The sequence below is a fragment of the Clostridium tyrobutyricum DSM 2637 = ATCC 25755 = JCM 11008 genome, assembly GCF_000359585.1.
GTDB classification, from domain to species: Bacteria; Bacillota; Clostridia; order Clostridiales; family Clostridiaceae; genus Clostridium_B; species Clostridium_B tyrobutyricum.
Genome location: NZ_APMH01000021.1, coordinates 1 through 26,680, shown reverse-complemented (window position 1 = coordinate 26,680; position 26,680 = coordinate 1). Strand labels below are relative to the sequence as shown.

The following is a 26,680-nucleotide window of genomic DNA, read 5'->3' as shown; positions in this document are numbered from 1 at the left end:
GGAGAGTGTCCACATATGTGGACACTCTCCATATACTTAATTATACATATTATAATTTTCACACGGAAACATATGTGACTTTTTTCCTCGGACTTGAAAACCACTTTTCCACAGTATTTATCCATTTATTGAAATGCTCCGTTTTCAGATGTTCTTCCATATCATATTCAGAGATGTATCCTTCATACAGCAAAAATACTGTTGGATCATCCTTGCATTGAAGAAAGTCAAAACAGCTGACTCCTTTCTCAAGTTTTGAATTCCTTTGATTTTCAAGCGTTGCCGCAATAAATTTCTGAGTATAATCTGGCTTGATATGAAAGGTTACATTTTTTACTATCAAAATTAATCCTCTCCTTTATATTATATAAATATCAAGAATGAGCAGATTTCAAATCATATAATTCTGTAGAATTTACACCTCGTGAAATCCCGAAACCACTCACAGATGATTGATTGGCTGTCTGCTGCATTGAACTGGTTGAATCTTTCCATTCACTTTCTGGAACTATTGTACCACTTTTCCTTATCCAGTTCACAATATTGTTATTTGGACTATTTATTCTACCGCTTGTGATATTTACAATAGCATATCTTACATCTCCATTGTTCACCAGCTGTTTGAACTGTTTTAATGTAAGTATTGGATCGGAACCACTAAAGCCTCCAAGTGCCATTACAGATTTACCTGTTTCAAGTATGAGTTCGGAACCATATGATGTAGCTGAAGGAACTGCTACAAGATATTTTTCTTTCTTATAATTTTTCTCCAGAAAACTTATGAGTTTAGAGTTGTTCCCACTGCTTTCATTATTGTACATGCCAATTGATGACCTGCTATTGCTTCTTGAAAGTTCCAATCCTGCCGATGGACTGCTTCCATTCATTTTATAGAACATTGGAGTAAACGACCATACCGCAGGAGCAGCTAATATACCTGCAAATGCGATAGCAGCGAATGTCCTGCTTATTACAATCTTATTTTTGTAACGCTTGCTCAAATTAATTATACAAAGTACTATTGAAGATACAATGCATAAAATTGCTGTTAATATGATTATGATTCTATATCCCGCAGATTTACCATTATGGGATAAAATAATTATTTCAATAAAACCATTTAGAATAAGCGCAGTAGGTAAAATCCAGGATTTGTGGGAATCTGACTTGTAAAATTCCCACATTTCAAATAATCCAATCCCAGCTAATGCTGCAATGGATGGAGCCATTGTAGTCAGATAATACGTATGTGTTATATTTTTCGAAAAGCTGAAATATATGAATTCAGGCAACAGCCATGCAACCCATAGTATAAGTGACAATTTTCTTCTGTTGTTAAAAGGAGCTTTCAGTTTTTCCTTTACTGCAGCAGCAATAAATCCAATTATAGCAAGCATTAGAATCCATGATATCTGATCCGACATATTTCCACTGCCAAATAATCTGAATATACCACTCTGTGAATTTCTACTATAAGCTTCATTTGCTCTATTTTCAAAATTGCTTCCTGATCTAAAATTATTTCCTGATCCATATCTGTTTGCCCTTTTAAAACTGACTGACAAATTGGAATTACCTGATCCTCCAAAATTGTTTTCTTGATCAAGCCTATTTCTCTTTCTGAAGTTATCATTCATCTGACCATTTCTACCACCTATTCCAATCCTCTCCAGACCATTGTGTCCTATTATAAGCTGCATGACAGTATTGTTCGTACTGCTACCTATATATGGCCTTTGACTTGCAGGTACAAGGTCTACTATTACGGCCCAGGACAATGATACTACCAAAAGTACTAAGGTACCCACGATAAGATCCCGCATTTTCTTTTTGAAGCTCATGCTGGAAGTCAGAAGGTATGTTATATATATTGCAGGGGCTACCATGTATGCCTCTACCATTTTTATATTGAATCCTATACCCACCATTACAAGACTCAGTATTAGATATTTTATTTTTCCTCTTTCTGCCGCTATTAGTGCAGCCCAACATGCAAGAAGCATTGGAAGTACGAGTAAATTGTCGATTGTATTGTTTCTTCCTGCTGCTACGGATATAGGAGTTATTGCAAGACACAGTGCAGCAATTAATCCTGACGTATTTCCAAAAGATCTTTTTACAATATGGTATATAACTGCAACTGAAATTACTCCTGCTAAGGCTTGAGGCAGAATTATGCTCCAGCCGCTGAATCCAAATATCTTTGCAGATATAGTCTGAATCCAGAAACCAACCGGTGGCTTGTCGATAGTTACGAAACCTGCAGGATCAAAAGATGCAAAGAAGAAATTTTTCAAATTCATCACCATACTTTTCACACCTGCTGCATAAAATGTATTTCCATACCCCTCTATACCAAGATTTACAAAATTCAAAACTGCAGATAGCAGCAACATAAATATAAGTGGAATGTGCCGTTTCGTCAATCTTATTCTGTTATACAAATTATTGTCCTCCTTTTATTTTTCGTATTTATAACAATAATTGTATAATTTACATATTAAAATAATATGTCAAAACAATTAACAAAATACAAATTTAAAAGTGCCCATCAAAATCAAATGGACACTTTAGGATAATTGTACTGCTAATTTAGAAGCTATCATCCAAATATAATTCAGTTCTTAAGAATCACTGAACAACAAACAGCTACTTTACTTATAGGGATAAATGTTAGTTCAAAATGAGATTGTGTGTATGGTATGGACTTCTTCGGCAATAAACTGGTATCCTTTCAAATTTCCAATAAAAATCCAGGTGCTGAAGTTATTGCAAATGGAATACTTCAGTATCTCAAGAAAAATTCACTGACCCACTTTAATATAGCTTATCATACAATTTTTGAGCAGTATTTATAATTTTCTTGTCTATACATAAAAATCATTTATAAGATTCAAATATTTCAATTCATTTTTTACATTTTTTCAACATATTAAAATATTATAATAATTTGTTAATATTCTATAAGCAATTAACCTTGTGCATGTAAATACATAATATGATTGTATATATTTAAAAATTTGAAATGAATTATTTACAATATTATATTATTTTATATTTGTATTTGACTCTAAATTCTGTTTGACACATAAAAATATTTAAATTAAAATGTACTGTATTAGATTTACAAGAAGGGAGGTCAAATTTTAGGTGAAAGAAAATAGACACAAATTAAAGATACTAACCGTCGTATTAATGGGTCCTCTTGTAGCAACTATAGATGCAAGTATAGTAAATGTAGCACTGCCCGACATGGCAAGTAAATTATCTGTCGGCATAGATACTATCCAGTGGGTTGTAACCAGTTATTTAATTGTGATATCAGCATTAATTCTTATATTCGGTAGAATAGGTGATTTAATAGGAAAGTGTACGGTATTTCATAGAGGATTTATGATATTTTCATTTGGTTCTCTTCTATGTGCACTTTCAACCACAATTCAATTTCTTATAATTTCAAGAATAATTCAAGCAATAGGAGCTGCTATGATAATGTCTTCAAATCAAGGAATAATAGCTGAAACATTCTTGCCTAGTGAAAGAGGAAAAGCTCTTGGATTATCTGGATCCACAGTGGCTATAGGAACTATGCTTGGTCCGCCAATTGGTGGTTTTTTAGTACAATTTTTCAACTGGGAGTCTATATTTATTATAAATATACCAATTGGAATAATTGCATTTATAGCTGGTATAAAGATATTACCGAAAGACAATAAAAATGGTCATTTGAAAGATCTTGATTTAGCCGGTTCTTTTTTATTCATGATATCTATAATATGTATTTTCTGGGCACTTTCTAGTGGTGAGAAACTTGGATGGAGTAATATTTACATTATATCTTCTTTTATAATTGCAGTTTTATGCATAATAGTATTTTATTTGGTAGAAAAAAGTCTAAAACAACCTTTGATGGAATTTTCCATGTTTCAAAACAAATTATTTAATGTAAGTTTGTTATGTGCTTTTATATCTTTCACAGTAATATTCTGCCATAATATAATTTATCCATTTTATCTACAATACTTAATAAAAATATCACCTGCCAAATCAGGTCTTTTTATGGTAGTATTCCCAATATTCGCTGGGATATTTGCTCCATTGAGCGGTTATATATCTGATAAAATAGGTGGAGAAATTCCTACATTTTTAGGATTATCTTCTACTGTTATAGGCCTTGTAATAATGTCTTCATTAAATTCAAGTTCCACTTATTTTCATATAATATTAGGAGTTGCAATATTAGGCATAGGAAACGGACTCTTTCAATCTCCAAATAATTCATTGATCATGTCTTTGTCTTCCAAAGATAAACTTGGTATAGCTGGCAGTATAAACGCTCTGGTTAGAAATGTTGGAATGGTATTCGGAACAGCTTTTTCAGTAGTTTTACTATATAATCGAATGAGTTCAAAAATTGGTTATAAAGTAACTAATTTTATATCATCAAGACCTGATGTTTTCATATATGCTATGAAATTCGTATATTTGACTGCAGCGGCTTTCTGCATACTGGCAATCATACTCTCATTTTCAAGATTGATTTTCACAAAAAGGCAAACCATATAGAAAAAGCAGATAAAAAAATTCAGGACATCAAGTGATGCCCCGAATTTTTTAAGATCTAAATACAACTTCTTCTTTTGAAAACATAAATCTTGCCAATAATACAGCTGCTATTACATATACAATATGCCATAGTATAACTACTAAAATATGTGTAGGATTAAATATTCCCACAATGGCTTCTTTCATAACTACAACAGCATTTACTACGGGAATATTGAAAAATGCAAAACTTATATTTTTGGCATCCATCATAAATGGTATGTAGGTTAATATCATTACGGGAACTATAAAGCCACCTAAATAAGTATTTGCCTCCTTCATGGACCGCGCAAATATACTTATGGATATTTCTATGGAACTAAGTGCCACCAATACAAATATAGAAACTATTCCTATAACTGCAAAAGCTCTAAGAGGTATAGTAAATTGACCACCGCTTGAAAATATATAGATCATTGAACCTAGCATTGAGCCTAAAGTTACTATCAAAGTAATCAATGCCACAGAAGAAATAGCTGCAAGTTTCCCGAAAAATATAGACATTCTTCCTGCTGATGTTGATAAAAGAGGTTCAAAAGTCCCCCTCTCTTTTTCTCCTGCTATTAAATCTGCTGCTATTCCTATAGTAGGACTTATCATGAATATAATTATTATAGTTGGAAGTACATTCAATATACCTTGAGCCATAGAATCTCCACTCTGTTTGCTTAAGGTACTTTGTTTTATGTCAAAAGGTGTTAAAACACTTTCACTAATTCCCTTTGATTTTAATCTATTATTCACTATATTATTGCTGTATTTATCAAAAGTTTCCTTTAACATGGAATACGCCATATTGGATTTATTGGAATCTTCATCATATATTATATTTATATTAGTTTTATTTTCAGATGAAATTTTCGAGTCAAAATCTTTAGGTACATCCACTATAATGGATATCTTTCCTTTTTTCAGTTTTTCATCTTCATTGCCGCTTTTATCTATAGTTATATTATTCATGGATTTTAAAATTTTATAGATGGAAGAGTTTTCATCTCCCCTGTATGCAATAACAACATTTTTTTTAACTGAATTTGTAGTATGTTCTATAGTAGAATCTATAATTTTAAACATGGCAGGATACATTATAATGGGAAGTAATATAGTGAATATAAGTGTCTTTTTGTCTCTGAATATATCTGTAAGTTCTTTTTTCAGAATTACCCAAAAGTTATTCATTTTATTTACCCCCTATTAATCTTATAAAAACTTCTTCTAAATCATCATTTTTATATTTTTCTTTTAAATAGCTTACTGTACCTTCATCTACAAGTTTTCCCCTATGAATTATGACTAACCTGTCACAAAGCTTCTCTACTTCCTCCATAGAATGAGAAGAGAGCAGAATTATCTTATTCTCACTTTTACATTTTAAAATAAATTCATGTATAACTCTGGCAGCGGAAACATCTAGACCAGTGCTTGGTTCATCAAATAACATTACCTTGGGAGAATGAACTATAGTTCTTGCTATGGAAACTTTCTGCTTCATACCGCGTGAAAATTTTCCCGCTCTCTTGTCTATATACTCTTCCATTTTCAAATCTTGAGTAAGTTCCTCTATTTTCTTGTCTATATTTTCTTTAGTCATTCCATACAATCTTCCAAAATACTCAATATTCTCTCTAGCTGACAATCTATCGTAAATTCCCACTTCGCCGCCAAATAAAACACCAATTTCTCTTCTTACTTGTGAAGGATTTTTAACTACATCATACTCATTTACTTTTATGGTACCTTCAGTAGGCTTCAACATAGTTGAAATCATTCTCAATGTAGTAGTTTTTCCTGCACCATTTTCCCCCAGTAGTCCGACTATTTCCCCTTCTTTAACATTAAAGGACAGTCTATCAACCACCTTTGAATCTTTAAATTTTTTGCTAACATCTTTTATTTCAAGCATATATCCAATCCTTTCATTTTGATATGTATACCTAAAATGTTAACATGTTCCATACTGCTTTTCAATATAATTCATTCAATTCCAGTTTCTATATTATTAATACATGCTTGATGTATTCCCTTCTTCTGCATAGCTTCTATAGTTTTTTTATAATCATATGTAAACTCTATAATTTCAGTTTTTATGTGATCTGATTTCAAATCTATAATGAGATAAGTTCCATTGGGCCTTCCTATTTTAGGTTTTCCAATACTTCCATCATTTAAAAGTATTCTACTCCCATAATCTTTTCTAAAAGGTATGTGTGTATGTCCACATACTAAAATATCTTCCTGCAAATTTTCCATTACTTCTTCCGATTGCCTGGAATTTTCAATTAAATATTCATTTATAGCCCTTGTACTTCCATGTACAAATCTAATTTTCATGTTGTTAAATTCAATAATTATCTGTCTTGGAAGTGATTTTAAATAAGTTTTATTTTCCTTGTTGACTTCTTTGGCAGCCCATGGCATACAGAATTTATTTACTTCATTATCTCTTATATAATTAAATTTTTCTTCCAGTACAGCTGCATCATAATTTCCAAGTATGCTCAATATATTGTTCTTTTTTATGAACTCTACTACTTCATTCGGATAGGGACCGTATCCTACTAAGTCTCCAAGACACACTATAGTATCTAAATTTCTATTTTGAATGTTGGAAAATGCCTCTTCAAGTGCCTCAATATTTCCATGTATGTCTGAAATAACTGCTATTTTCATAAGAATACCTCTTTTCCAATTATAATTGTGAGTAAAATTATACCATAATTAAAGCATTATGTATATTTTATCTGCCAGTTTAAGATTTTCGGGATTCCAATTTCTCTTTGGACAATCAATAGTCTTATATGAAATATTAAAGGATTTTATAAAATCATAGAATTTATAGTCAAGCCAAGGAGGTGTCCAACTTCCAGATCTGCATACATGAATTGCATCAACTTTAATCTTAGGTAAATGTTCAATATCTAGATATTTTATATTAAATATGTTGTTTATTTCTGAGAATTCTTCTGGTTTTTCATAGGTATAGGGACTGTATACTATATTGGCCTTGTCCGCTATTTTATTTTTCAATAATTTTCCAAGCCAATTTGCACAATTCAGTTCAAACCCAATAGATTTAAGACCACCGTAGCCAAGATCAGAATGGGCATCAAAATTTATTATATTACTGCATTTATTCACTTTCGCTATATCGTAAGAAAATTTATGAGAATCAGATACATACATCTTTATTTTTTCTCCAAAATTAAAGTAATTCTTTATCTTTTTTAAAAATGAATTTAATTGTATCCCCTCTCTAATAGACTTTTCTATATTTATTCCACACTTTTTATTTTCAAAATATCTTTTATACCATATCGTCATGATATTTCTCTTATTTTCAATATATGAACCACTCAATCTTTCATCTATAGGTATAAAATAATCCCAATCAATACTTATAAGATTTCTTTTCATAAAAACACCCCCTACTATTATATTAACTATTTTTACTTTTTTTCGGTAGTATAAATATTAAAAATTTAAATTTAATTACAAAATAAGCGCTCTAAAAACATAGGCGCTTATTTTGTGTATAGGGAATTATTATATTTTTCCTAAGATCAATTTCTTAGTATAGTATAATTTTATACAACTAATGTGACAATATTGTGTCATACTCATATATTTTTATTATTTACTTTTGGATTTTTGATTAACATTGTGATTGGACGTAGGCTTAGAATTATTCTGCTGTGGCTTGTCCTTGTTAGTTGAATTATTTTTATCTATTGGAGCTTTGGATACTTTACTATTTGCTTTAAATGAATCCAGTATCTTTAATTTTTGAGACTGTGTTATAACTTTTCCTTTTGTTAATGTATCCAATTGTGCTTCAAAATTTTCTGATGTTATTTTTTGTTTATTAAATAAATTTAATATTGCTGATTCTTGAAAAGATGTTATAGCCTTTGAAGATGTTAATTTATTTAACACCATTTTGAAATCAGAAAGATAATACTTATTCTGTTTAGCAGTATCATCCTTAGTTTGATTTGATGCTGCCGTAGATGTTGGAGTTGAAGATTTTTTATCCTGTTTTGTAGCAGCTTGAGTAGTAGAGCTACTCTTATTACTGCTGCTGGCATCTGAGTTTTGAGCTTTTGCAAAACTGCATCCAGCAAAAGCAACACTACTTATTGATAATACTGTAATTAAAGAAAGCATTCTTAATTTAAATTTTTTGTTCATTCGTATTCACCTCTATAATAGGTTACTATGCATTTATTAATATACTATGTTATTTATATTTCTAATTTATTAACAAATATTTACATTATTGTTACCTATTAAAATAAATACTTAAACAAGAAAAAAGCCCATAAAAACTATGAGCTTTTTTCCCCTCTAAACACTAAGTGTTTAGGACGCATATATTCATTTATTCTACTATTTACTAAATTAATTTTGTTAGTTTACAGATAAGCACCTTAGGTGATAGATACCTATCTGTAAATTCAGTGTTGAAACTTTATTTATGGTTTACATAGGGCAATTACTTTTAATAATATTATATTACTATTTTATTAAAAAATCAACTTATTATTGATAATTTTATATTATTTATTGTTATTTATTATTAAATAGTTTGTGAAAATGTTTTTATTATATTACTACATTCATTCAAGTATATTAAATTCTGATTTTAAATTAAATAATAACAAAAATAAGTACCAGTTTTCACCAGTACTTATTTTGCTGTCATAATAGGGGAACTATTATTTAAATTTATTTTGCTTTTTCAATTATTATATTATACTCATATCCTTAAAGTTTCCTTAAAAAATAACATAAATAAACAAAGTTTATATATTAAAATGAACATACAAAACATTATGAATGCTTGTTTGGTAATTACCATTACTTTTTCATATATTTTAAAATATTATTCTTATTTTCTCTAGGACTTTTCCTAGGAAACGTATTATTATATGTGGAAATATATGCTAATTCAAGTTATAGTCTGTTAATAAACTGTTAATCATCTATTTAAGTATGAATTTAGATTAGCTCCGTATTTTACTAATTTAAAGTATATCTTTTCTATTAAGTAGTATTATAAATTTTTCTTACAAAAAATATATACTTACTCATAATTACAGTATATTACTATAAGAAAATCACACCATATTATTATAATACCTCTTCTTCCTTTTTCCTGCGATTTCCAGTATAATAATTCAAATCTTGCACACTATAATAGTATAAGATTATCAATATATTATTTTATTAATATTTGATGTTTACATAAATTAAAATATTATGCTCAAATATATTGATAAATTCTTTTATTCTGGGGATTTTAAATCCCCAGTTCTTAAGTTTTTGATTGTTCTCCTATATTAATAAAAAATTATTTTTCGTGTCAATATTTATTATACTAGGGATTTTATCCCTAGCTTTTGTTTTTAAGAAAAACTTACAGTATAAATAGCACTTAAGGGATGAACATTCATCCTTTCAAATTAAAAAATTTTACATTTATACATCTGGTATAACCTTTTCTATAAAAAACATATTATCTAATACTTGCCAATTTTGAGGAAAAGGCTGACCTAATGCCCAATAGCTAACTCCTCTCAGTCCATATTCACTTGATAGTTTGTACTTTTCAGAAACACTTCTGGCATCTTCAAACCATACTACGTGTTCTCTTCTCTGTTCATCTATATAATTATAATAAGGCGATTGAGAAACTTCATCATATTTTATTTCTGCTCCATATCTTCTAGCTCTATCTATAGCCTCCTGATTTCCTATCGCTTCAGCAAACTCTCCTCCTGGTATATACGGCAATGTCCAATCATATCCATAAAGTGGCATTCCCATAAATATCTTGTTTGCAGGTATTACACTTGCTGCATAATTTATAACTTTTCTTACTTCGTTAATTGGAGCTACGGCCATTGGTGGACCTCCTGACCACCCCCACTCGTAAGTCATAATAATTACAAAATCAGCTATCTCTCCATGGGCCCTATAATCATGTGCTCCATGCCATGAACCTGTTGTAATATCATACGTCTTTGGTGCAAGAGCAGTGCCAACTACATATCCCATAGGATGCAGTCTTGCCACTAATTTTCTTAAGAAATCATTATATTTTTCCCTGTCTGCTGGTGGAATTCTCTCAAAATCTATAACAACACCAGAATAGGATTTAGCCTGCAGTTCAGATACAATATTGTCAATTAAATTATTTTGTAGATTTTCATTATTCAATATATTTTGTATTAAATTACTATCAAAATTATCCCCTGATATATTTGTTACAGATAGAAGTGGTGCTGTTCTAAAATTTCTTCCTGTATTCACTGCTGCATCATCATTTAAAGGTGTTAAACTTCCATCTTCTGTAACCTGATGACTAAATGGAGTCAAATAAGTCAAATATCTTGCAACACCGCTTACTAAATTTCTATCTCTTTCAGGGCTTCCAGGCTGTATGAAAGCATTTGTTTCTATATATCCATAATTTTTTGACTGTGCAGGTATTATAATCATCATACCTGGATAGATTTGAGCAGGATCAGAAATATTATTTACTGAAATTATACTTTCTAACGATACTCCAAATCTACTAGCTATATTCCAAAGAGAATCACCTGGCTGCACCATATATGACCTTTCAGTTGATGGAACTACAAGTGTTTGTCCTATTACTAAACTCTCATTTGGATCCAATGCATTGGCCCTTATTATGTTTTCTGGATTTACTCCAAACTTTTGTGATATGGACCATATAGAATCTCCCCCTATTACTACATATATATTCAAAATGGCAACTCCTTTTTTATTACTATTATATAATATATTCAACTACAATTATTTAGTTAATATTTATGTTATTATAAATTAAAGGATGTGATTTTATGAACTTGAATAAATTATTAGAAACTATACCCAAAACAGATTTACATTGTCATTTGGATGGTAGTATAAGACCACAAACCATGATAGATATTTCAAGAAAAGATAATATTTCTCTTCCATCTTATAGCATAAGCGAACTAGAGAAATATGTAAAAGTATCAGGAAAATGTGATTCATTAAAAGACTACTTAAACAAATTTGATATTCCTATAAAAATTATGCAAAGCTATGATAATATATATAGAATAACATCGGAATTATTGGAGGATGCCGCACGGCAAAATATATGCTATATGGAAATTCGGTTTGCACCTTTCAACCATTTGCAGAAAGGTCTAAGTTTAAAAGATGTAATAAATGCCAGCATAGATGCTATAAAAGACGGTAGAAAAAAATATGGAATTGCATCAAATTTAATTTTATGTGCTATGAGACATGAATCTCCAGAAATGAGTAAAGATCTAGTAAATACAGCAAAAGACTTTATAGGTTTAGGAGTTTCAGCAATAGATTTAGCTGGAAATGAAGCTGATTTTCCTCCTGAAATACATAGAGAGGCTTTTGATATGGCAAAATATTATGGACTGCACCGTACTGTACATGCAGGAGAAACTGGCAATCCTGCAAATATAATAAAATCCATAGAACTTTTAAATGCAGAAAGAATAGGCCACGGTGTGTTTGCATTTAAAGATAGCCATGTAGTTGAATATCTAAAACGAAATAACATACCTCTTGAGGTTTGTATTACAAGTAATGTAAATACTTCTGCAGTTAACTCCTACAAAGAGCATCCAGTAAAGTCATATATGGATAATGGAATTATAATAACAGTTAATACAGATAATACAACTGTATCAAATACAAGTATAGTTGATGAATTCAAATACCTTGTAAAATATCAAAATTTCACTTTGAATGATATAAAAAAGGTTATAAAAAATAGCATAGATTATTCTTTTGCAGATAAAAAGGATAAAGACAGCTTGAATTTTAAATTTTTATCATTTGTAAATGATATGCATATTTAGTAAATCAGCTTGTAAATTCCATTTGAAATTTACAAGCTTTATGTTTTATTGCCTATCAATTATACTTGAAAGGTCTAGTTTATCATATTTCATAAGATATTTTATTAATTTTGGAACTATAAATTCAACTCCTCCTTGACTATCTGATTCTATATTTAATGGCATTACAGCTTCATGCAATGACAACCTTAATAAAAACCAGCCATCTCCATTCTCTTTATTGCAATTTACCTTTATTCCTTCATAATTTTCAGGTTCAATGCCCCATCCATTAATACTTTTCACATAGTCTTTTAAGTTATCCAAAATATTGGAACCATACTCTTTAAAATCATTAAATTTAATTTTCATTCTATATTCCTTGCTTTCACATGGACTATCTAAATCAGAAATCAAATCAGAAAGCTTTCCATTACTGTCATTTTTTAATCTTGCCATTTTTATAAGTATTTTACAAACCAGATAAGCTCCATCATCCAAAAAATAATTTTCCTTTAAAGCAGCATGTCCAGAAGTTTCAATAGCAAAATGGCACTCTCTGCTTTCATTATTAAATTTTATAGCTTCATTAATAACATTTCTATAGCCTCTTTTAAATCTATGATGTATACCTCCTCTTTTTTCTATGAATTTTTTGAGCCCATTACTGGTAACAGAATCAGTCACTATTATAGATCCTGGATGTTCTTCAAGAACAATAGCAGAAGTTAATGCTATAAGCAGATTTCTATTTATTTCTCTTCCATAACTATCTACTATAGCTGCTCTATCCACATCTGTATCAAATATAATTCCAATATCAGCTTTATTTTCAAGTACAGCCTTTTTTAAAGAATCCATAGCTTCCTTTTTTTCTGGATTCGGTATATGATTTGGGAAAGTACCATCTGGTTCGATAAATTGACTTCCATTAGTGTCCGCTCCCAATTGATTCAATACTTTTTCTACAAAAAATCCACCTGCACCGTTTCCAGCATCTACAACTATTTTAAAATTTTCAAGTGGTTTCAATCTGTGTTCTTTATCGTCTATTCCATCTATTATTTTATTTATTAAAAAATTACTATAGTCTTTCATAAGATCACATTTGATTATAGCTCCTAATTTTTGCACTGTACAAACCTTTTCATTTTGTGCAATATCAAGTAATTCATTTATATCCTCCTTGTCAAACCCTCCTTTATTAGTAAAAAATTTAAATCCATTATAATAATAAGGAAGATGACTGGCCGTTATTTCTATAGCTCCATCTGATTTATAATTTTCAAATATTGTACTCATGAACATTGCCGGTGTAGAACATAAGCCACAGTCCATTACAGTACAACCCAATTTTTTGATCTCAGAAATTAAGATTTCTTTTATACTTTCACTAGTTATTCTAGAATCCATTCCTATAGATATTTTAAGTTTACTCAAATCCCTATTCTTTTTTCTGGATAAAAGCAACACAAAAGCTTTCGCTATACTTGAAATCATACTATCTATAAGGTTTACATCCCTTTCGGAATTTTTTATTACAACGCCTCTGATATCCGTACTATTTTTTACATTTTCCCATTTACTATCCATTTCCTTCCCCAGCATAAAACACAATGTGATTTTATGCCAAAGGGTTCACCTCCTTATATAGTTTATTTTAAGCTTTTTATATAATAATATATTATATATTTAATTTTCCAATCATCATCATTATTGTAGCACTTAAAATTGATATAACAGCAGTAGTTAAAACTTTATTAGGAATAAAATAACAAATTACAATTAGTATAAATGTAATAACTATTGAATACTTATTAAGCTGCTTTTTACGTTCGCTGCTCTTGATTGGCCTGTTAACATTATCTACAGGTGAAAATATACAAATACAAATAAAAGACATAATTAATAGTATTGATAAAATACTAACATTAATTATTAAATATTTTCCAACAATAATAATTGTAGAAAATATAATAAAACTCATAATAAAACATCCCCAATAGGTTTTTGCATGATAACCACCTGAAAATAGCCTAATAGGACAAAAGAATATTAAAGCAATTATATAATATTTTTGAATAGAAAATATCCAAAATATTATATAATAAGGAATTAATTTTGTAATCTCATCGAAAATACAAGTTAATCCATATTCCATTTTCTTTAACTGTAAATCTGAAAATTCAGGATTTGATTTAGAAATTTTTTCTACTAGATGAGATATAAAATTTTTCATTTTTTTGATTCCTTTACTTTAAATTCAATTAAAAACTTAGTTATTTCAGAATTACTTTCGAGAGATATAAATCCATCATTTTGTTCAATTAATTGTTTAGTAATATATAGTCCAAATCCATGATCACTTGATTTTTTAGTTTTTGTTGAAAACCCTTTATTAAAAATCTTATCCTGAATATCCTTTGGAATCATATCAGCATTATTGGATATTTCAATATAGAACTTTTTATTTTCAATAAAAGTATCAAAGGTTATTTTTTTATTCTCAATATCAGATCCAAATAAAAATGCTTCAAAAGCATTATCTATAAGATTGCTTACAATACTTATCAACTCATTTTCCTTTATTTTTATCTTACTAAATGGCTCATCAATCATTATATCAAAATTTATATCATTTTTTATTGCATAATTATTTTTAATAGACAATAATCCATCTAGATAATCATTTCCTGTATTTATGTACTTAAATGATGAATGAATAGTATCTGAAATTCCACTTACATAAGTCCTTATTCTCTCAACTGTATTGGGTTTATTTAAAGAACATAATCCCCATATTACATTAATGTGATTTGCAAAATCGTGTTTTTCCTGTCTTATTATGCTGATTATTTCTTCCATGTTTTTAATCTGATGTTCTTGAATTTTATAATTTGATTCTATTTTTATATATTTTCTATAATTTTTCAGTTCCTTTAATTCAACTATTAAAAATATAAAATACAAGATAAAAATTAATATATTATATGTTTTGGAATCTTTTATGTTAGGTGCACTAAAGTTCATTATGAATACAAAAAATCCAAATATACCAACTTGAATTATTAAACTTGACAAAACTGTATCCTTATGGCTAAACAAATTAAATTTTCCAAATTTTTTGTTCAATTTAAATATAATCATTACGATAAATATCTGAAGTAGTTTAGAGCTAATTACAAAAATCAATAAGTATTTTTGATTAAAAAAAAGTTGATTTAAATTTATATTAAATACAAACATCTGTATGATTTCAACAAAATTTTCAGTAATAAAAATCATTGAAATAAACAGAAAAAATATTACAGATGAAATAAAAAATCTTATTTTAGCAATACATGTCAATAACAAAATACAAAATATTGAAAGCACTAACGTATGATAAACTTTGTTAATATAAAATGTACTAAAATAACTAGCAGCAACATAAAATATACAAAAACTAAATGCTTTAATTTTATTTTCTTTTATAAATTGCTTGTTATTATATAATATTTCAAAAACCATTAAAAAAAGCACAGCCTCTATACTGTCCAATACTATTTCTCTTATAACCGGCATATTTTTCTCCTATGTATAACAAATTAAGACTCTCCACAGAAATTATATATCTATGGAGAAGCCTAAACTAATTACTTTAATAACTCATCAGGGCATTTTGGTTGATGTCCACTAACAAGCGATGTTGGTACTAACACTATTCCCCCTAAAAATAATGCTAAGGAACCTATCATTTTCATTGATTTTTTTGTTAAAGAACTTTTTAAAAATTTCATTTTAACATCCTCCCCATAATTTTAAGATAATATTACTTGTCTTAAATTAAAATATTCTACAAAGACTTTATTTTTCCTGCATGACATAGAAAAATTTCATATTAATATAAAATTTTTTATGTTGAACCCTCTTTATTTTAATGTGATTTGTAATAATATACAATAAGTTCATCTAATTTTTGGCTTACTTTTAATATCTCTGCATCTGTATACTCGTCTGAATCCATCATTTTATTCAATTTATCCCTCAGTTTCTCCAATACTTCATCCAATAAGTTTTTCATATACTTTACATTACCTACCATCTTCTACTAAATATTATGTGATATAATATTGGGTTATTACAGTAAATAGTTCGAAATATTTCCAGCATTTTAATTATAACGAACTTATGTTCTTATGTAAAGTATTTTTTGTTATTAAACATATTATTAACAGAAAGACTGCCTCAATTGATTTTTCAATTAAAACAGTCTAAATTTTATTTTTGTGAGGGAATTTTTTCAACATTTTTCTTTTTTATGGCTTCATCCAAAGTATGCCATGCAAGCACTGCACATTTTACTCTAGCAGGCATCATAGATATATTTTTAAGTGCTATAGCATCTTCTAATTTTTCCAATTGTTTTTCATCTGTAACCTTCTTTTTTATCATACCAATAAATGTATTTACATAATCCATGGCTTCTTCAATAGTTTTACCTTTAATTAAATCTATCATCATGGATGTGGATGCTTGAGATATAGCACATCCACTTCCTTCATAGGCTACATCTTCTATGATATCTCCATTGAATTTCAATGAAAGTGTTATATCATCTCCACAACTTGGATTGTGTCCTCTTTCCTTTATATCTGGATCCTCTATTTTTCTCTTATTTGTTGTATCCTGATTATGCTCTGTTATTATTTCTGAATATATAAGACTAAGATCGTCCATAACCTAACCACTTCCTTACCTGTTTGACAGCATCTACAAATTTATCTATTTCTTCACGAGTATTGTAAAAATAGAAACTAGCTCTTGCTGATGCCTGTATTTTCAAATATTTCATAAGAGGTTGTGCACAATGATGTCCAGCTCTCACTGCCACACCGTAATTATTCAATATACTTGCAACATCATGAGGATGAATATCTTTTATATTAAATGAAACAATTCCTCCTCTATCTTTAACATCTTTAGGCCCATATACTGTAACATATTCTATGTCAGAAAGCTTTTTTAGTGCATATTCCGTAAGCTCTGTTTCATAAGTTTCAATATTATCAAGCCCTACTGAGTTTAGATAATCTATAGCTGCTGAAAGTGATACAGCGCCCTCTACATTCTGAGTACCAGCCTCAAACTTAAATGGAAGCTCTGCAAAAGTTGCATCCTGTTCAGTTACATACTCTATCATATCTCCACCTCTTAAAAAAGGAGGCATCTCCAATAAGAATCTTTCCTTTGCATATAATACCCCTATACCCATGGAAGCCAACATCTTATGCCCTGAAAACACAAAGAAATCGGCATCTATATCTGTCACATCAACTTTCATATGAGGTGCACTTTGAGCACCATCTATTAAAACTAATGCACCCTTTTCATGAGCATATTTTGAAATTTCCTTGACCTGATATTTGGTTCCAAGAACATTAGACATCTGTGCTATAGCAACCAATTTCGCTTTATCAGTTATTTTACTCTTATATTCTTCTTCTGTTAATCTTCCATCTTCATTTGGATACATGTACTTGAGTACAGCACCTTTTGTCCTAGCTACCATTTGCCATGGAAGTATGTTGCTATGATGTTCTGAAACAGGAATTACTATTTCATCACCTTTATTTATAAAATTTAATCCATAACTGTAAGCTACTAAATTTAATGATTCTGTAGCATTTCTTGTAAATATTATTTCAGAAGCTTTTTCTGCACCTATAAACTCTCTAACTTTTTCTCTGGAACTTTCATAAGCTTCTGTAGATGTAACGCCAAGATAATGAGCTCCTCTATGAGGATTTCCATTTAATCCTTCATTATATCTTCTAACGGCTTCCATAACAGCCTTTGGTTTTTGAGTGGTTGCTCCATTATCAAAATATACCAAGTCCTTATTATTTACTTTTATGGATAATATGGGAAAATCCTTTCTTATCTCTTTCACATCTATATTTGAATTTTTCAAACTCACTCTATCCATTTACGAGCCTCCTTCTAAGTTCCTCCGATAGAAACTCTTTTAAATCATCTGCAGGTACTCTATCAAAAATAGGGCTAAACCTAGCTTCTATAACAAGCTTTTTTGCCTCTCTATCATCAAGTCCGCGGCTCATCAAATAAAAAAGCTGATTCTCATCTATTTTACCTACACTAGCTGCATGAACTCCATCTACATCTTCCTCATGGCATAAAAGCATTGGTACGGTATCTGTTTTAACAGTAGGATCCAAAAGTAATACTTCTTCGGACTGAGCACCTTTTGACTTAGATGAGCCTTTCTTAAAATCTATATTTCCTTTAAATATCTTTCTAGCTCTATCTTTCAATACTCCCTCTATAACCATATTGCTCATACTTTCTTTTCCAAAATGATTAGTAGTATAATAGATATCCTGTCTTCTATCTCCATCTACTAAATAAGCAGAGTATATATCAGCTGAACTGTGGTCTCCTTTTAAATCGGAATTATAATTTGTAACATTTATTCCACTTCCAATTTCTATTGTTACCCAGTTTACTTTGCCATTTCCTTCTACCAGTGCCATATTTGAATCAAAATGAGTTGATTTGTCATTCATTCTCTGAATCTTTACAACATTTACTTCTGATCCCTCTTTTGCAAATACTTTGGTTAATCCATTATGAAATGCTGCAGTTTCCTTATCCTGTGTAATATAATCCACAACTAACGTAAATTTGCTATTTGGTTCAGCTACAATTATATTATTATCTATAAGAGTTGTATTATTCTTGTTTAGATTGAAATTAAGTCTTAAATAAGAATCTACAATCTTGTTCTCTGGAACCTTTATAAATACACCTGCATTAAATCCGTTTTCTGCAAGTCTTACAAAATCTTTTGATACGGAAGTTGCAGTCTTAAAACTTGAGCATCCGCAAAAGCACTCATTCCTTGATGCATCCTTGGTAGGAACTATAGTTAACCCATCAAATTCCTCTTTATTAAAATCCATATATTTTTCTTTATATTGCTCTATTTGTGGAAGTCTGTAATTATCCATGTTAAAGCTATTCAATCCAAGGTACTTCCATGTAGCAACATATGCTTGATTTAATTTAAAATTCTTCTTATTTTCAAAAGTAGAAATTATATCCTTACTATTACTGTCTATCATACCGTACCTCCTTATCCTATACTTCCCTTTAATTCAAGTTTGATCAAGTTGTTCATCTCTACTGCATATTCAAGTGGAAGTTCTTTTGCTATAGGTTCTACAAATCCTCTAACTATCATGCCTCTTGCATCTTCTTCAGTAAGGCCTCTGCTCATCAGATAGAAAATAGCATCATCACTTATTCTTCCTATTTTAGCTTCATGGCCTACATCAACATTATTATTTGCCACACTTATAACAGGTATTGTATCTGATCTTGATTCACTATCCAGCATAAGTGATTCACAGGATACACTTGCTTTTGAGTTATCTGCATCTTTAGTAGAACTCAAAAGGCCTCTGTATATTGCAACTCCACCATTTTTAGATATTGATTTTGTATTTACAGTGGATGTTGTATTAGGTGCTGCATGAACTACTTTTGATCCAGTGTCCAAATATTGGCCTGCTCCTGCAAAAGTTACTCCAGTAAAATCAGCCTTTGCTCCTTCTCCCTTTAATATGCTCATTGGATAAAGCATTGAAACTTTAGATCCAAAGGAACCGGATACCCATTCTACATGCGCATTTTTATCTACAAGTGCTCTCTTTGTATTCAAATTATACATATTTCTTGACCAGTTTTCTATAGTGCTATATTTTAGTGAAGCTCCTTCTCTTATATAGCACTCAACACATCCTGCATGAAGATTGTTTACAAAATATTTAGGTGCTGAACATCCTTCTATATAATGAATTTTTGCACCTTTTTCAACTATTATAAGAGTATGTTCAAACTGTCCTGCTCCTGGAGCATTTAATCTAAAATAAGATTGAATTGGAATATCTACTTCTACTCCTGCCGGTACATACACAAATGATCCTCCAGACCAGACTGCTCCATGAAGTGCTGCAAATTTGTGGTCTGTTGGTGGAACAAGTTTCATAAAATGTGGTTTTACAAGATCTTCATGTTCCTTTATAGCAGTTTCCATATCCATATAGAGTACACCCTGCTTTTTAAGATCTTCACTTACATTATGATAAACAACCTCTGAATCATACTGTGCTCCCACACCTGCCAGTGATTTATGTTCTGCCTCTGGAATACCAAGTAAATCGAAAGTCTTTTTTATATCGTCGGGAACATCATTCCAATCGTGTTTCATATCAGTATCAGGTCTTATATAAGTAACTATATTTTCCATATTCAGCCCTTTTAAATCAGGTCCCCATGATGGCATTGGCATACTATTATATATATCCAGGGATTTCAATCTGAATTCTCTCATCCATTCCGGATCGTTTTTTTCATCGGATATTTGCTCTATTATTTCTTTTGTAAGTCCAGAATTTGTTTTATAACTGTATTTAACTTCATTTTTTATATCATAAATACTTCTGTGGACATCTTCTATATAAGTTTTATCATTTTCCAAAAAAAACACCTCTTTTTAAGTAAATCTTTATACTAAAGCTTTAAATTGATCATATCCATTTTTCTCTATTTCATCAGCCAATGAAGCATCACCAGTTTTAACTATTTTTCCATTTACAAGAATATGAATATAATCTGGTGTCAAATATTCCAATATACTATTGTGATGAGTAATTATAAGTATTGAATTATTTGAATTTCTAAGTTTGCTGACTCCCTCTGATACTATTCTGACAGCATCTACATCAAGCCCTGAATCTGTCTCATCAAGCATAGCCAATTTAGGTTCGAGAACTGCCATTTGAAGTATTTCATTCTTTTTCTTTTCTCCACCAGAGAAACCTACATTCAAATATCTTTGTGCATAACTTTCATCTATCTTTAAGAGTTTTAATTTTTCCTTTAGAGCTCTTCTAAAAGCTAATATACCTATATTTTTTCCTGTAACAGCAGTCTTTGCAGTACGAAGAAAATTTTCAACAGTTATTCCAGGTATCTCTTCTGGATATTGGAACGACATGAATATTCCTTTTTTGGCTCTTTCATCAACTTTCAAGTTATTTAAAGATTCTCCTTCAAATAACATTTCTCCATCTGATATAGAATACTTAGGATGACCCATAATAGTATTTACAAGAGTAGATTTTCCTGCACCATTTGGTCCCATGATTGCATGAATTTCTCCTTTTCCAATTTCAAGATTAAGACCCTTCAGTATTTCCGTGTCCCCCACTCTTGTTTTCAAATTATTTATTTTCAGTAATTTATTGTCCATTATATCTCTCCTTTATATCCGAGTATTTAACTCTTGTTTAATATTAAAAAAAATCAAATTCATATAAGTTCAAAACATATCAGACTTAAACACTCAGAATTATTTCTATTTATATTCTACTATTTATTTTGATAATAATCAACATTTCAGCAAAAAAACCTCATGTTTAATAATTTTGGTTTTCAGTTTCAATATTCAATCCATCAATTGTAACATCCTCATTTAATACTATAAGCAGACATTTTCTACCATCTTTATCTCTTATCTGCTTAACTGTATTCAAATTTCCCGGAGTAATAGTTATATTTATATTATCATTTTCTATCTTAACAGATCTTCTTTCAAAATCAGGCACTATATTTTTGACTTTAAATTCATAATCTCCTCCACATACTTCTTCAAACGCATTTTTTACAAGTTCAGGCTTTTCTATACCACTCTGTGATAATATATTTACAACTTCTTTCATATCTACTTTGGGTTCTTCATCATCTTCATTTTCATACTCAAGTTTTTCGTTTATATTTTCATATATTTGCTGCATGACTTCAGGTTTTATTTCATTTTCCACTGCTGTTTGAATTATAGCAGTAAAACTCTCCTTTTCTTCCACAGCTGTAGGTTTCATATTGCAATCCAATACGCCCTGTACAAAAGCGTCATTTATTTGTTTCGCCTTATGTGAATAATAAATCAACTTATTTACATCTACATATTCAGAACTAAAACTTGGAAACACAAAACCGTCAAGAGGTGAATTTAAATTTATAGTAACATCTAAAATAGAATTTGATTTAAACTTCATCTCGGAATAATCAAACTTTAAAACTTTCTTTGGAACATCTACTTTATTTACACTACAAAGTATAAACTCTATAGCTTGTATATAATCTTCTACATTTTCATCTTGACTTTTGCTTTTTTTATTTCCCCTATAGTATTCAGATTTAATAAAATTTATCACTATATCTGTATCATAATTAAAATTATCACGGATTTTGTCCACTATTTTATCCGCAAAATCAGGTATACTCTTTTTTTCACTTAGTGCACTATATAATATGTTTTGTGTACCTTCCTGTAAATTTTCTTCAAGATTTTGATTTTTAAAATCCAGTTCAAATATTTTTGAGTCTATTGTACCTGTGACTACCTTTTTAAAATTATTTAAATACAATTCTCTAGTTTCAATATCCATCATTTCAAATGGTGTCAATTCATTTGTTATTATCTGACCATTATCTTTTTTTAAATATACACTGTATACTTCTTTTATTGGAAGTGCATAACTATCAATTTTGAATTCTTTTCTAATATCTGATAAATCCTTTTTATTCATTTTCTCCTCCATAATGTATAAATTTTTCATTATTAACATTATAACAAATACCAGTAGTTGTAAATAGCTATTCCCACTTTTTTGTATTAGCAATATTTATTAATCATGATATGTATACTTATACATATATTATAAGAAATACTTCACAATATAATTACTTTGAAAATCATTGACTATTATGAAATAAAAAATTATAATTTTATTGTATTTGCTATTTATAGAGGTCTTTATGAATTAGCAAATACAGGTATTAATTTTTATAAACTATATTGCATAATTATTCATAAAGTTTTATAATAATAAATATGTTTTTATAGTTAGTGAGGGGGTAATTAAATCGCTAAAAGTTGGAATAATAGGTGGCACAGGTTACGTAGGAGCAGAATTAATAAGACTTTTATCAAGCCACAGCAAAGTCGAAATATCAGCCATATCTTCAGTCAGTTATAATGGGAAAAAGCTTTCAAGTATATACCCTAATTTTTATAATATAAGTGATCTCATATGTGAAGATGAAGATACTGTAATAGAGAAATGTGATGCAATTTTTATAGCTTTACCTAACGGTTTAAGTGAAAATATTGCAGAAAAAATATTAAATAAAAACAAGATATGCATAGATATGGGGGCCGATTTTAGATTCAAAAATGGACTTACATATAAGAAATGGTATGGAAAAGATTTTAGCATGGCTGATTTACATGATAAATCAGTATACGGTCTTCCAGAGCTCAACAGAGAGAAGATCAAAAATACAAAAATAATTGGAAATCCAGGATGTTATGCTACTTCCATAGAACTTGCTCTTCTTCCTTTGATTTCCAAAGGCATTATAGAAGAAAAAGGAATAATTTCAGATTCCAAATCAGGAGTAACTGGTTCTGGAAGAGGTCTTAGTGAATCATCGCATTTTACTAATTGTAACGAAAGTTTAAGTGCATATAAAATAGCAAAACACAGACATACACCTGAAATAGAAGAAACATTAAACTCTATTTCAAATAGTGATATAAAACTAACATTTACTCCTCACCTTCTGCCAATAAACAGAGGAATTCTATCTACCATATATACTACTCCAAAGCAAAAAGTAGATATGGAAAAAATTCATGATGAATACTGCAGATTTTATGCTAGTGAGCCATTTGTAAATGTACTTCCATTAGGGGAAGTTTCCAAGATAAATAATGTAAGGCTTTCAAACTACTGTGACATCTCTCTTCACTACGATGAGGAAAATGGCAAGTTAATATTGATTTCCTGCATAGACAATATGATCAAAGGTTCAGCAGGTCAGGGAATTCAAAATATGAACATAGCCTTGGGTTTTGATGAAAAAGAAGGTCTTAATTTCGTACCATCTATTTTTTAATATATTATTTGTACATTAAAAGGAGGATAATTGAATATGAATTTTAAAATTACAAAAGGGGGCGTTACATCACCTAAAGGTTTTAAATCATCCGGTGTCAGTACAGGTCTCAAAAAGGGAAATAAAAAAGATTTAGCCTTGGTGTATTCAAAAGAATCATGCAATTCTGCTGGTGTTTACACTAAAAATAGAGTTAAAGGTGCTCCACTTATAGTTACAAGGGAACATTTAAATAATTCTAAGGCACAAGCCATAATTATAAACAGTGGAAATGCAAATACATGTACTGGAGATACAGGTATTAAAAATGCAGAGGAAATGTGCTCATGCTGTGCTGATCTACTTGAATTAAAAAAAGAAGATGTTCTTGTAGCTTCTACTGGAGTTATAGGAGTCCAGTTAAATATAGATGCTATAAAAAAATCTATACCTGATTTAGTAAATTCATTAAGTGAAGATGAACATAAAAATGCTGCAAATGCCATAATGACTACTGACACTGTACTAAAAACAGTTTCTCTGAGTTTCAAAATTGGTGATAAAACTGTAACTATAGGAGCAATGACAAAAGGTTCTGGAATGATACATCCTGATATGGCTACTATGCTTGCTTTTATTACTACAGATATAAACATATCTACCGCTCTTTTAAACAAGGCATTGAAAGATTCTGTTAAAGTTAGTTACAACAGAATTTCAGTCGATAGAGATACATCAACAAATGATATGGCTCTTATACTTGCCAATGGTCTTGCAGGAAATCCAGTTATAGATGAAGAAAATCAAGATTACCAAATATTTTCACAAGCATTAAATGAAATAAATATAACTTTAGCTAAAATGATGGCAAAAGACGGTGAAGGTGCTACTAAATTAGTAGAATGCAAAGTAATAAATGCTCCGAATGAACATGATGCTGAAATTTTAAGCAAGTCTGTAATATGTTCAAATCTAGTAAAGACTGCCATGTTTGGTGCTGATGCCAACTGGGGAAGAGTATTAGATGCACTGGGATATGCCGGTGTGGACTTTGATATAAACAAACTACAATTATCCATGGAAAGTTCAAAAGGAACTATAGAAGTATTCAAAAATGGATATCCTGTAGATTTTTCGGAAGATATTGCAAAACAAATATTATCAGAGGATGAAATTTTAATAATTGTAAATATGAATTGTGGTTCTTGTATTGTTTCTTCCTGGGGCTGTGATCTAACTTATGATTATATTAAGATTAACGGAGATTACAGATCCTAAATAAAAAATAGTGCAAATTAAAGGAGGCATACATTTTGAATCACAACGAAATAGGAAGTGTATTGGCAGAATCATTGCCATATATTCAAAAATATAGAGGTAAAACATTGGTAGTTAAATATGGTGGAAACGCCATGATAAATGAAGATTTAAAAAAATATGTCATAAATGATTTAATACTTATGAAATGTGTAGGTATAAATTTGGTAGTAGTTCACGGTGGAGGTCCTCTTATTTCTTCTTATTTAAACAAATTAAATAAGGAAAGTAAATTTATAAACGGACTAAGATATACAGATGATGAAACTATGGATATAGTTCAAATGGTCTTATGTGGAAAAGTAAATAAAGATCTTGTTAACTTAGTTGAAAGTTGCGGTGGAAAAGCCATTGGTCTATGCGGTATAGATGGTTCCCTGCTCAAAGCTAAAAAGATTTCTTCTGATGTAGATTTAGGACATGTAGGTGAAATTACAGAAGTAAACACAGAAATCATCAAAAATTGTATGGACAACGGATATATACCTATAGTAAGCAGTGTTGCACTTGGATATGATTCTGAAGTTTACAATGTAAATGCAGATACTTGTGCTTTTAAAATTGCATCTGCATTAAAAGCTGAAAAGTTGATACTTCTTACAGATGTTCCCGGAGTTATGGAAGATGTAAATAATCCTTCCACTCTTATATCAAAACTAAATCTAGAAGAAATTAAAAAATTATATAAAGACAATATAATAAATGGTGGAATGATACCAAAAATCAACTGTTGTACAGAATCAATAAAAGCAGGAGTCAGAAGAGCACACATTATTGATGGAAGAATTCCTCATTCTCTTCTTCTTGAACTATTTTCAAAACAAGGCATAGGAACTATGATTTATTAGACCAGCTAGTAAAAGTCAATAGAA

At 29.8% G+C, this 26,680-nt stretch carries 24 protein-coding genes; 5 read left to right on the top strand and 19 right to left on the bottom strand.

Annotated features, from left to right (window positions below; genetic code table 11):
- Positions 1 to 58: 58 nt before the first annotated feature.
- Together J418_RS0109805 and J418_RS0109800 are read right to left on the bottom strand one after the other, a co-directional pair.
- Positions 59 to 343, bottom strand: coding sequence for a putative quinol monooxygenase (locus J418_RS0109805; RefSeq protein WP_017751001.1), 285 nt, complete (start codon positions 341 to 343; stop codon positions 59 to 61).
- 31 nt (positions 344 to 374) lie between these two features.
- Positions 375 to 2,444: an ArnT family glycosyltransferase gene (locus J418_RS0109800; protein WP_017895495.1), complete on the bottom strand. Its 2,070-nt coding sequence runs from the start codon at positions 2,442 to 2,444 to the stop codon at positions 375 to 377.
- Between the two features lie 706 nt (positions 2,445 to 3,150).
- Here J418_RS0109800 and J418_RS0109790 point away from each other — a divergent pair.
- Positions 3,151 to 4,566, top strand: coding sequence for an MFS transporter (locus J418_RS0109790; RefSeq protein WP_017895493.1), 1,416 nt, complete (start codon positions 3,151 to 3,153; stop codon positions 4,564 to 4,566).
- Between the two features lie 48 nt (positions 4,567 to 4,614).
- Here J418_RS0109790 and J418_RS0109785 read toward each other — a convergent pair whose 3' ends face one another.
- The 6 genes from J418_RS0109785 to J418_RS0109760 form a co-directional block, all read right to left on the bottom strand.
- Positions 4,615 to 5,784, bottom strand: coding sequence for an ABC transporter permease (locus J418_RS0109785; RefSeq protein WP_017895492.1), 1,170 nt, complete (start codon positions 5,782 to 5,784; stop codon positions 4,615 to 4,617).
- A 1-nt stretch (position 5,785) separates the two neighbouring features.
- Complete coding sequence (locus J418_RS0109780) at positions 5,786 to 6,508, bottom strand: ABC transporter ATP-binding protein (RefSeq protein WP_017750990.1); 723 nt, start codon at positions 6,506 to 6,508, stop codon at positions 5,786 to 5,788.
- A 71-nt stretch (positions 6,509 to 6,579) separates the two neighbouring features.
- Entirely contained in the window at positions 6,580 to 7,275 is a 696-nt protein-coding gene (locus J418_RS0109775; RefSeq protein WP_017750989.1) for a metallophosphoesterase family protein, read from the bottom strand.
- Positions 7,276 to 7,323: 48 nt separating this feature from the next.
- Positions 7,324 to 8,019, bottom strand: coding sequence for a hypothetical protein (locus J418_RS0109770; RefSeq protein ID WP_017750988.1), 696 nt, complete (start codon positions 8,017 to 8,019; stop codon positions 7,324 to 7,326).
- A gap of 216 nt (positions 8,020 to 8,235) precedes the next feature.
- On the bottom strand, positions 8,236 to 8,793 hold the full coding sequence (locus tag J418_RS0109765; RefSeq protein WP_017750987.1) for a hypothetical protein: 558 nt from the start codon (positions 8,791 to 8,793) through the stop codon (positions 8,236 to 8,238).
- A gap of 1,290 nt (positions 8,794 to 10,083) precedes the next feature.
- A complete protein-coding gene (locus tag J418_RS0109760; protein ID WP_017750986.1) occupies positions 10,084 to 11,379 on the bottom strand; it encodes a glycoside hydrolase family 18 protein in 1,296 nt (431 codons plus the stop codon).
- Between the two features lie 95 nt (positions 11,380 to 11,474).
- On the opposite strand from J418_RS0109760, the gene add reads away from it, so the two are divergent.
- Complete coding sequence (add, locus tag J418_RS0109755) at positions 11,475 to 12,506, top strand: adenosine deaminase (RefSeq protein ID WP_017895491.1); 1,032 nt, start codon at positions 11,475 to 11,477, stop codon at positions 12,504 to 12,506.
- A gap of 45 nt (positions 12,507 to 12,551) precedes the next feature.
- Here the strand turns inward: add and J418_RS0109750 are convergent, their stop codons facing one another.
- The 11 genes from J418_RS0109750 to J418_RS0109700 all read right to left on the bottom strand — a co-directional run bounded on the left by J418_RS0109750 (position 12,552) and on the right by J418_RS0109700 (position 23,140).
- Positions 12,552 to 14,093 (bottom strand): phosphohexomutase domain-containing protein, encoded by a 1,542-nt coding sequence (locus J418_RS0109750; protein WP_017895490.1) that lies wholly within the window; start codon positions 14,091 to 14,093, stop codon positions 12,552 to 12,554.
- Between the two features lie 76 nt (positions 14,094 to 14,169).
- Positions 14,170 to 14,724: an accessory gene regulator ArgB-like protein gene (locus J418_RS0109745; RefSeq protein WP_017895489.1), complete on the bottom strand. Its 555-nt coding sequence runs from the start codon at positions 14,722 to 14,724 to the stop codon at positions 14,170 to 14,172.
- The gene (locus tag J418_RS0109740) at positions 14,721 to 16,049 is read right to left on the bottom strand and encodes a sensor histidine kinase (RefSeq protein WP_017750982.1); all 1,329 of its coding nucleotides are present in this window, start codon (positions 16,047 to 16,049) and stop codon (positions 14,721 to 14,723) included. The genes J418_RS0109745 and J418_RS0109740 overlap by 4 nt, the downstream gene beginning before the upstream one ends.
- A gap of 71 nt (positions 16,050 to 16,120) precedes the next feature.
- Positions 16,121 to 16,264, bottom strand: a complete 144-nt coding sequence (locus J418_RS16160) for a cyclic lactone autoinducer peptide (protein WP_017750981.1) — start codon at positions 16,262 to 16,264, stop codon at positions 16,121 to 16,123.
- A gap of 137 nt (positions 16,265 to 16,401) precedes the next feature.
- Positions 16,402 to 16,548 carry an aspartyl-phosphate phosphatase Spo0E family protein gene (locus J418_RS0109730; protein WP_017750980.1) on the bottom strand — a complete coding sequence of 49 codons (147 nt, stop codon included), beginning with the start codon at positions 16,546 to 16,548 and terminating at the stop codon, positions 16,402 to 16,404.
- Between the two features lie 197 nt (positions 16,549 to 16,745).
- Positions 16,746 to 17,204: a Fe-S cluster assembly sulfur transfer protein SufU gene (sufU, locus tag J418_RS0109725; protein WP_017750979.1), complete on the bottom strand. Its 459-nt coding sequence runs from the start codon at positions 17,202 to 17,204 to the stop codon at positions 16,746 to 16,748.
- Positions 17,191 to 18,453 (bottom strand): cysteine desulfurase, encoded by a 1,263-nt coding sequence (locus tag J418_RS0109720; protein ID WP_017895488.1) that lies wholly within the window; start codon positions 18,451 to 18,453, stop codon positions 17,191 to 17,193. Before J418_RS0109720 ends, sufU begins: the two co-directional genes overlap by 14 nt.
- The gene (gene sufD / locus J418_RS0109715; protein ID WP_017895487.1) at positions 18,446 to 19,609 is read right to left on the bottom strand and encodes a Fe-S cluster assembly protein SufD; all 1,164 of its coding nucleotides are present in this window, start codon (positions 19,607 to 19,609) and stop codon (positions 18,446 to 18,448) included. The genes J418_RS0109720 and sufD overlap by 8 nt, the downstream gene beginning before the upstream one ends.
- A gap of 11 nt (positions 19,610 to 19,620) precedes the next feature.
- The gene (sufB, locus tag J418_RS0109710) at positions 19,621 to 21,027 is read right to left on the bottom strand and encodes a Fe-S cluster assembly protein SufB (RefSeq protein WP_017750976.1); all 1,407 of its coding nucleotides are present in this window, start codon (positions 21,025 to 21,027) and stop codon (positions 19,621 to 19,623) included.
- 27 nt (positions 21,028 to 21,054) lie between these two features.
- Complete coding sequence (gene sufC, locus J418_RS0109705) at positions 21,055 to 21,801, bottom strand: Fe-S cluster assembly ATPase SufC (RefSeq protein WP_017750975.1); 747 nt, start codon at positions 21,799 to 21,801, stop codon at positions 21,055 to 21,057.
- Positions 21,802 to 21,967: 166 nt separating this feature from the next.
- Complete coding sequence (locus J418_RS0109700; RefSeq protein ID WP_017895486.1) at positions 21,968 to 23,140, bottom strand: DUF4317 family protein; 1,173 nt, start codon at positions 23,138 to 23,140, stop codon at positions 21,968 to 21,970.
- Between the two features lie 331 nt (positions 23,141 to 23,471).
- Here J418_RS0109700 and argC point away from each other — a divergent pair, with 331 nt between their 5' ends.
- From argC to argB, 3 genes are read left to right on the top strand one after another with little or no spacing between them, the layout of a single operon-like run.
- Complete coding sequence (gene argC / locus J418_RS0109695) at positions 23,472 to 24,512, top strand: N-acetyl-gamma-glutamyl-phosphate reductase (protein ID WP_026093868.1); 1,041 nt, start codon at positions 23,472 to 23,474, stop codon at positions 24,510 to 24,512.
- A gap of 36 nt (positions 24,513 to 24,548) precedes the next feature.
- Positions 24,549 to 25,769, top strand: a complete 1,221-nt coding sequence (argJ, locus tag J418_RS0109690; RefSeq protein WP_017895485.1) for a bifunctional glutamate N-acetyltransferase/amino-acid acetyltransferase ArgJ — start codon at positions 24,549 to 24,551, stop codon at positions 25,767 to 25,769.
- A gap of 32 nt (positions 25,770 to 25,801) precedes the next feature.
- Positions 25,802 to 26,656: an acetylglutamate kinase gene (gene argB / locus J418_RS0109685; RefSeq protein ID WP_412778458.1), complete on the top strand. Its 855-nt coding sequence runs from the start codon at positions 25,802 to 25,804 to the stop codon at positions 26,654 to 26,656.
- The last annotated feature ends 24 nt before the right edge of the window (positions 26,657 to 26,680 follow it).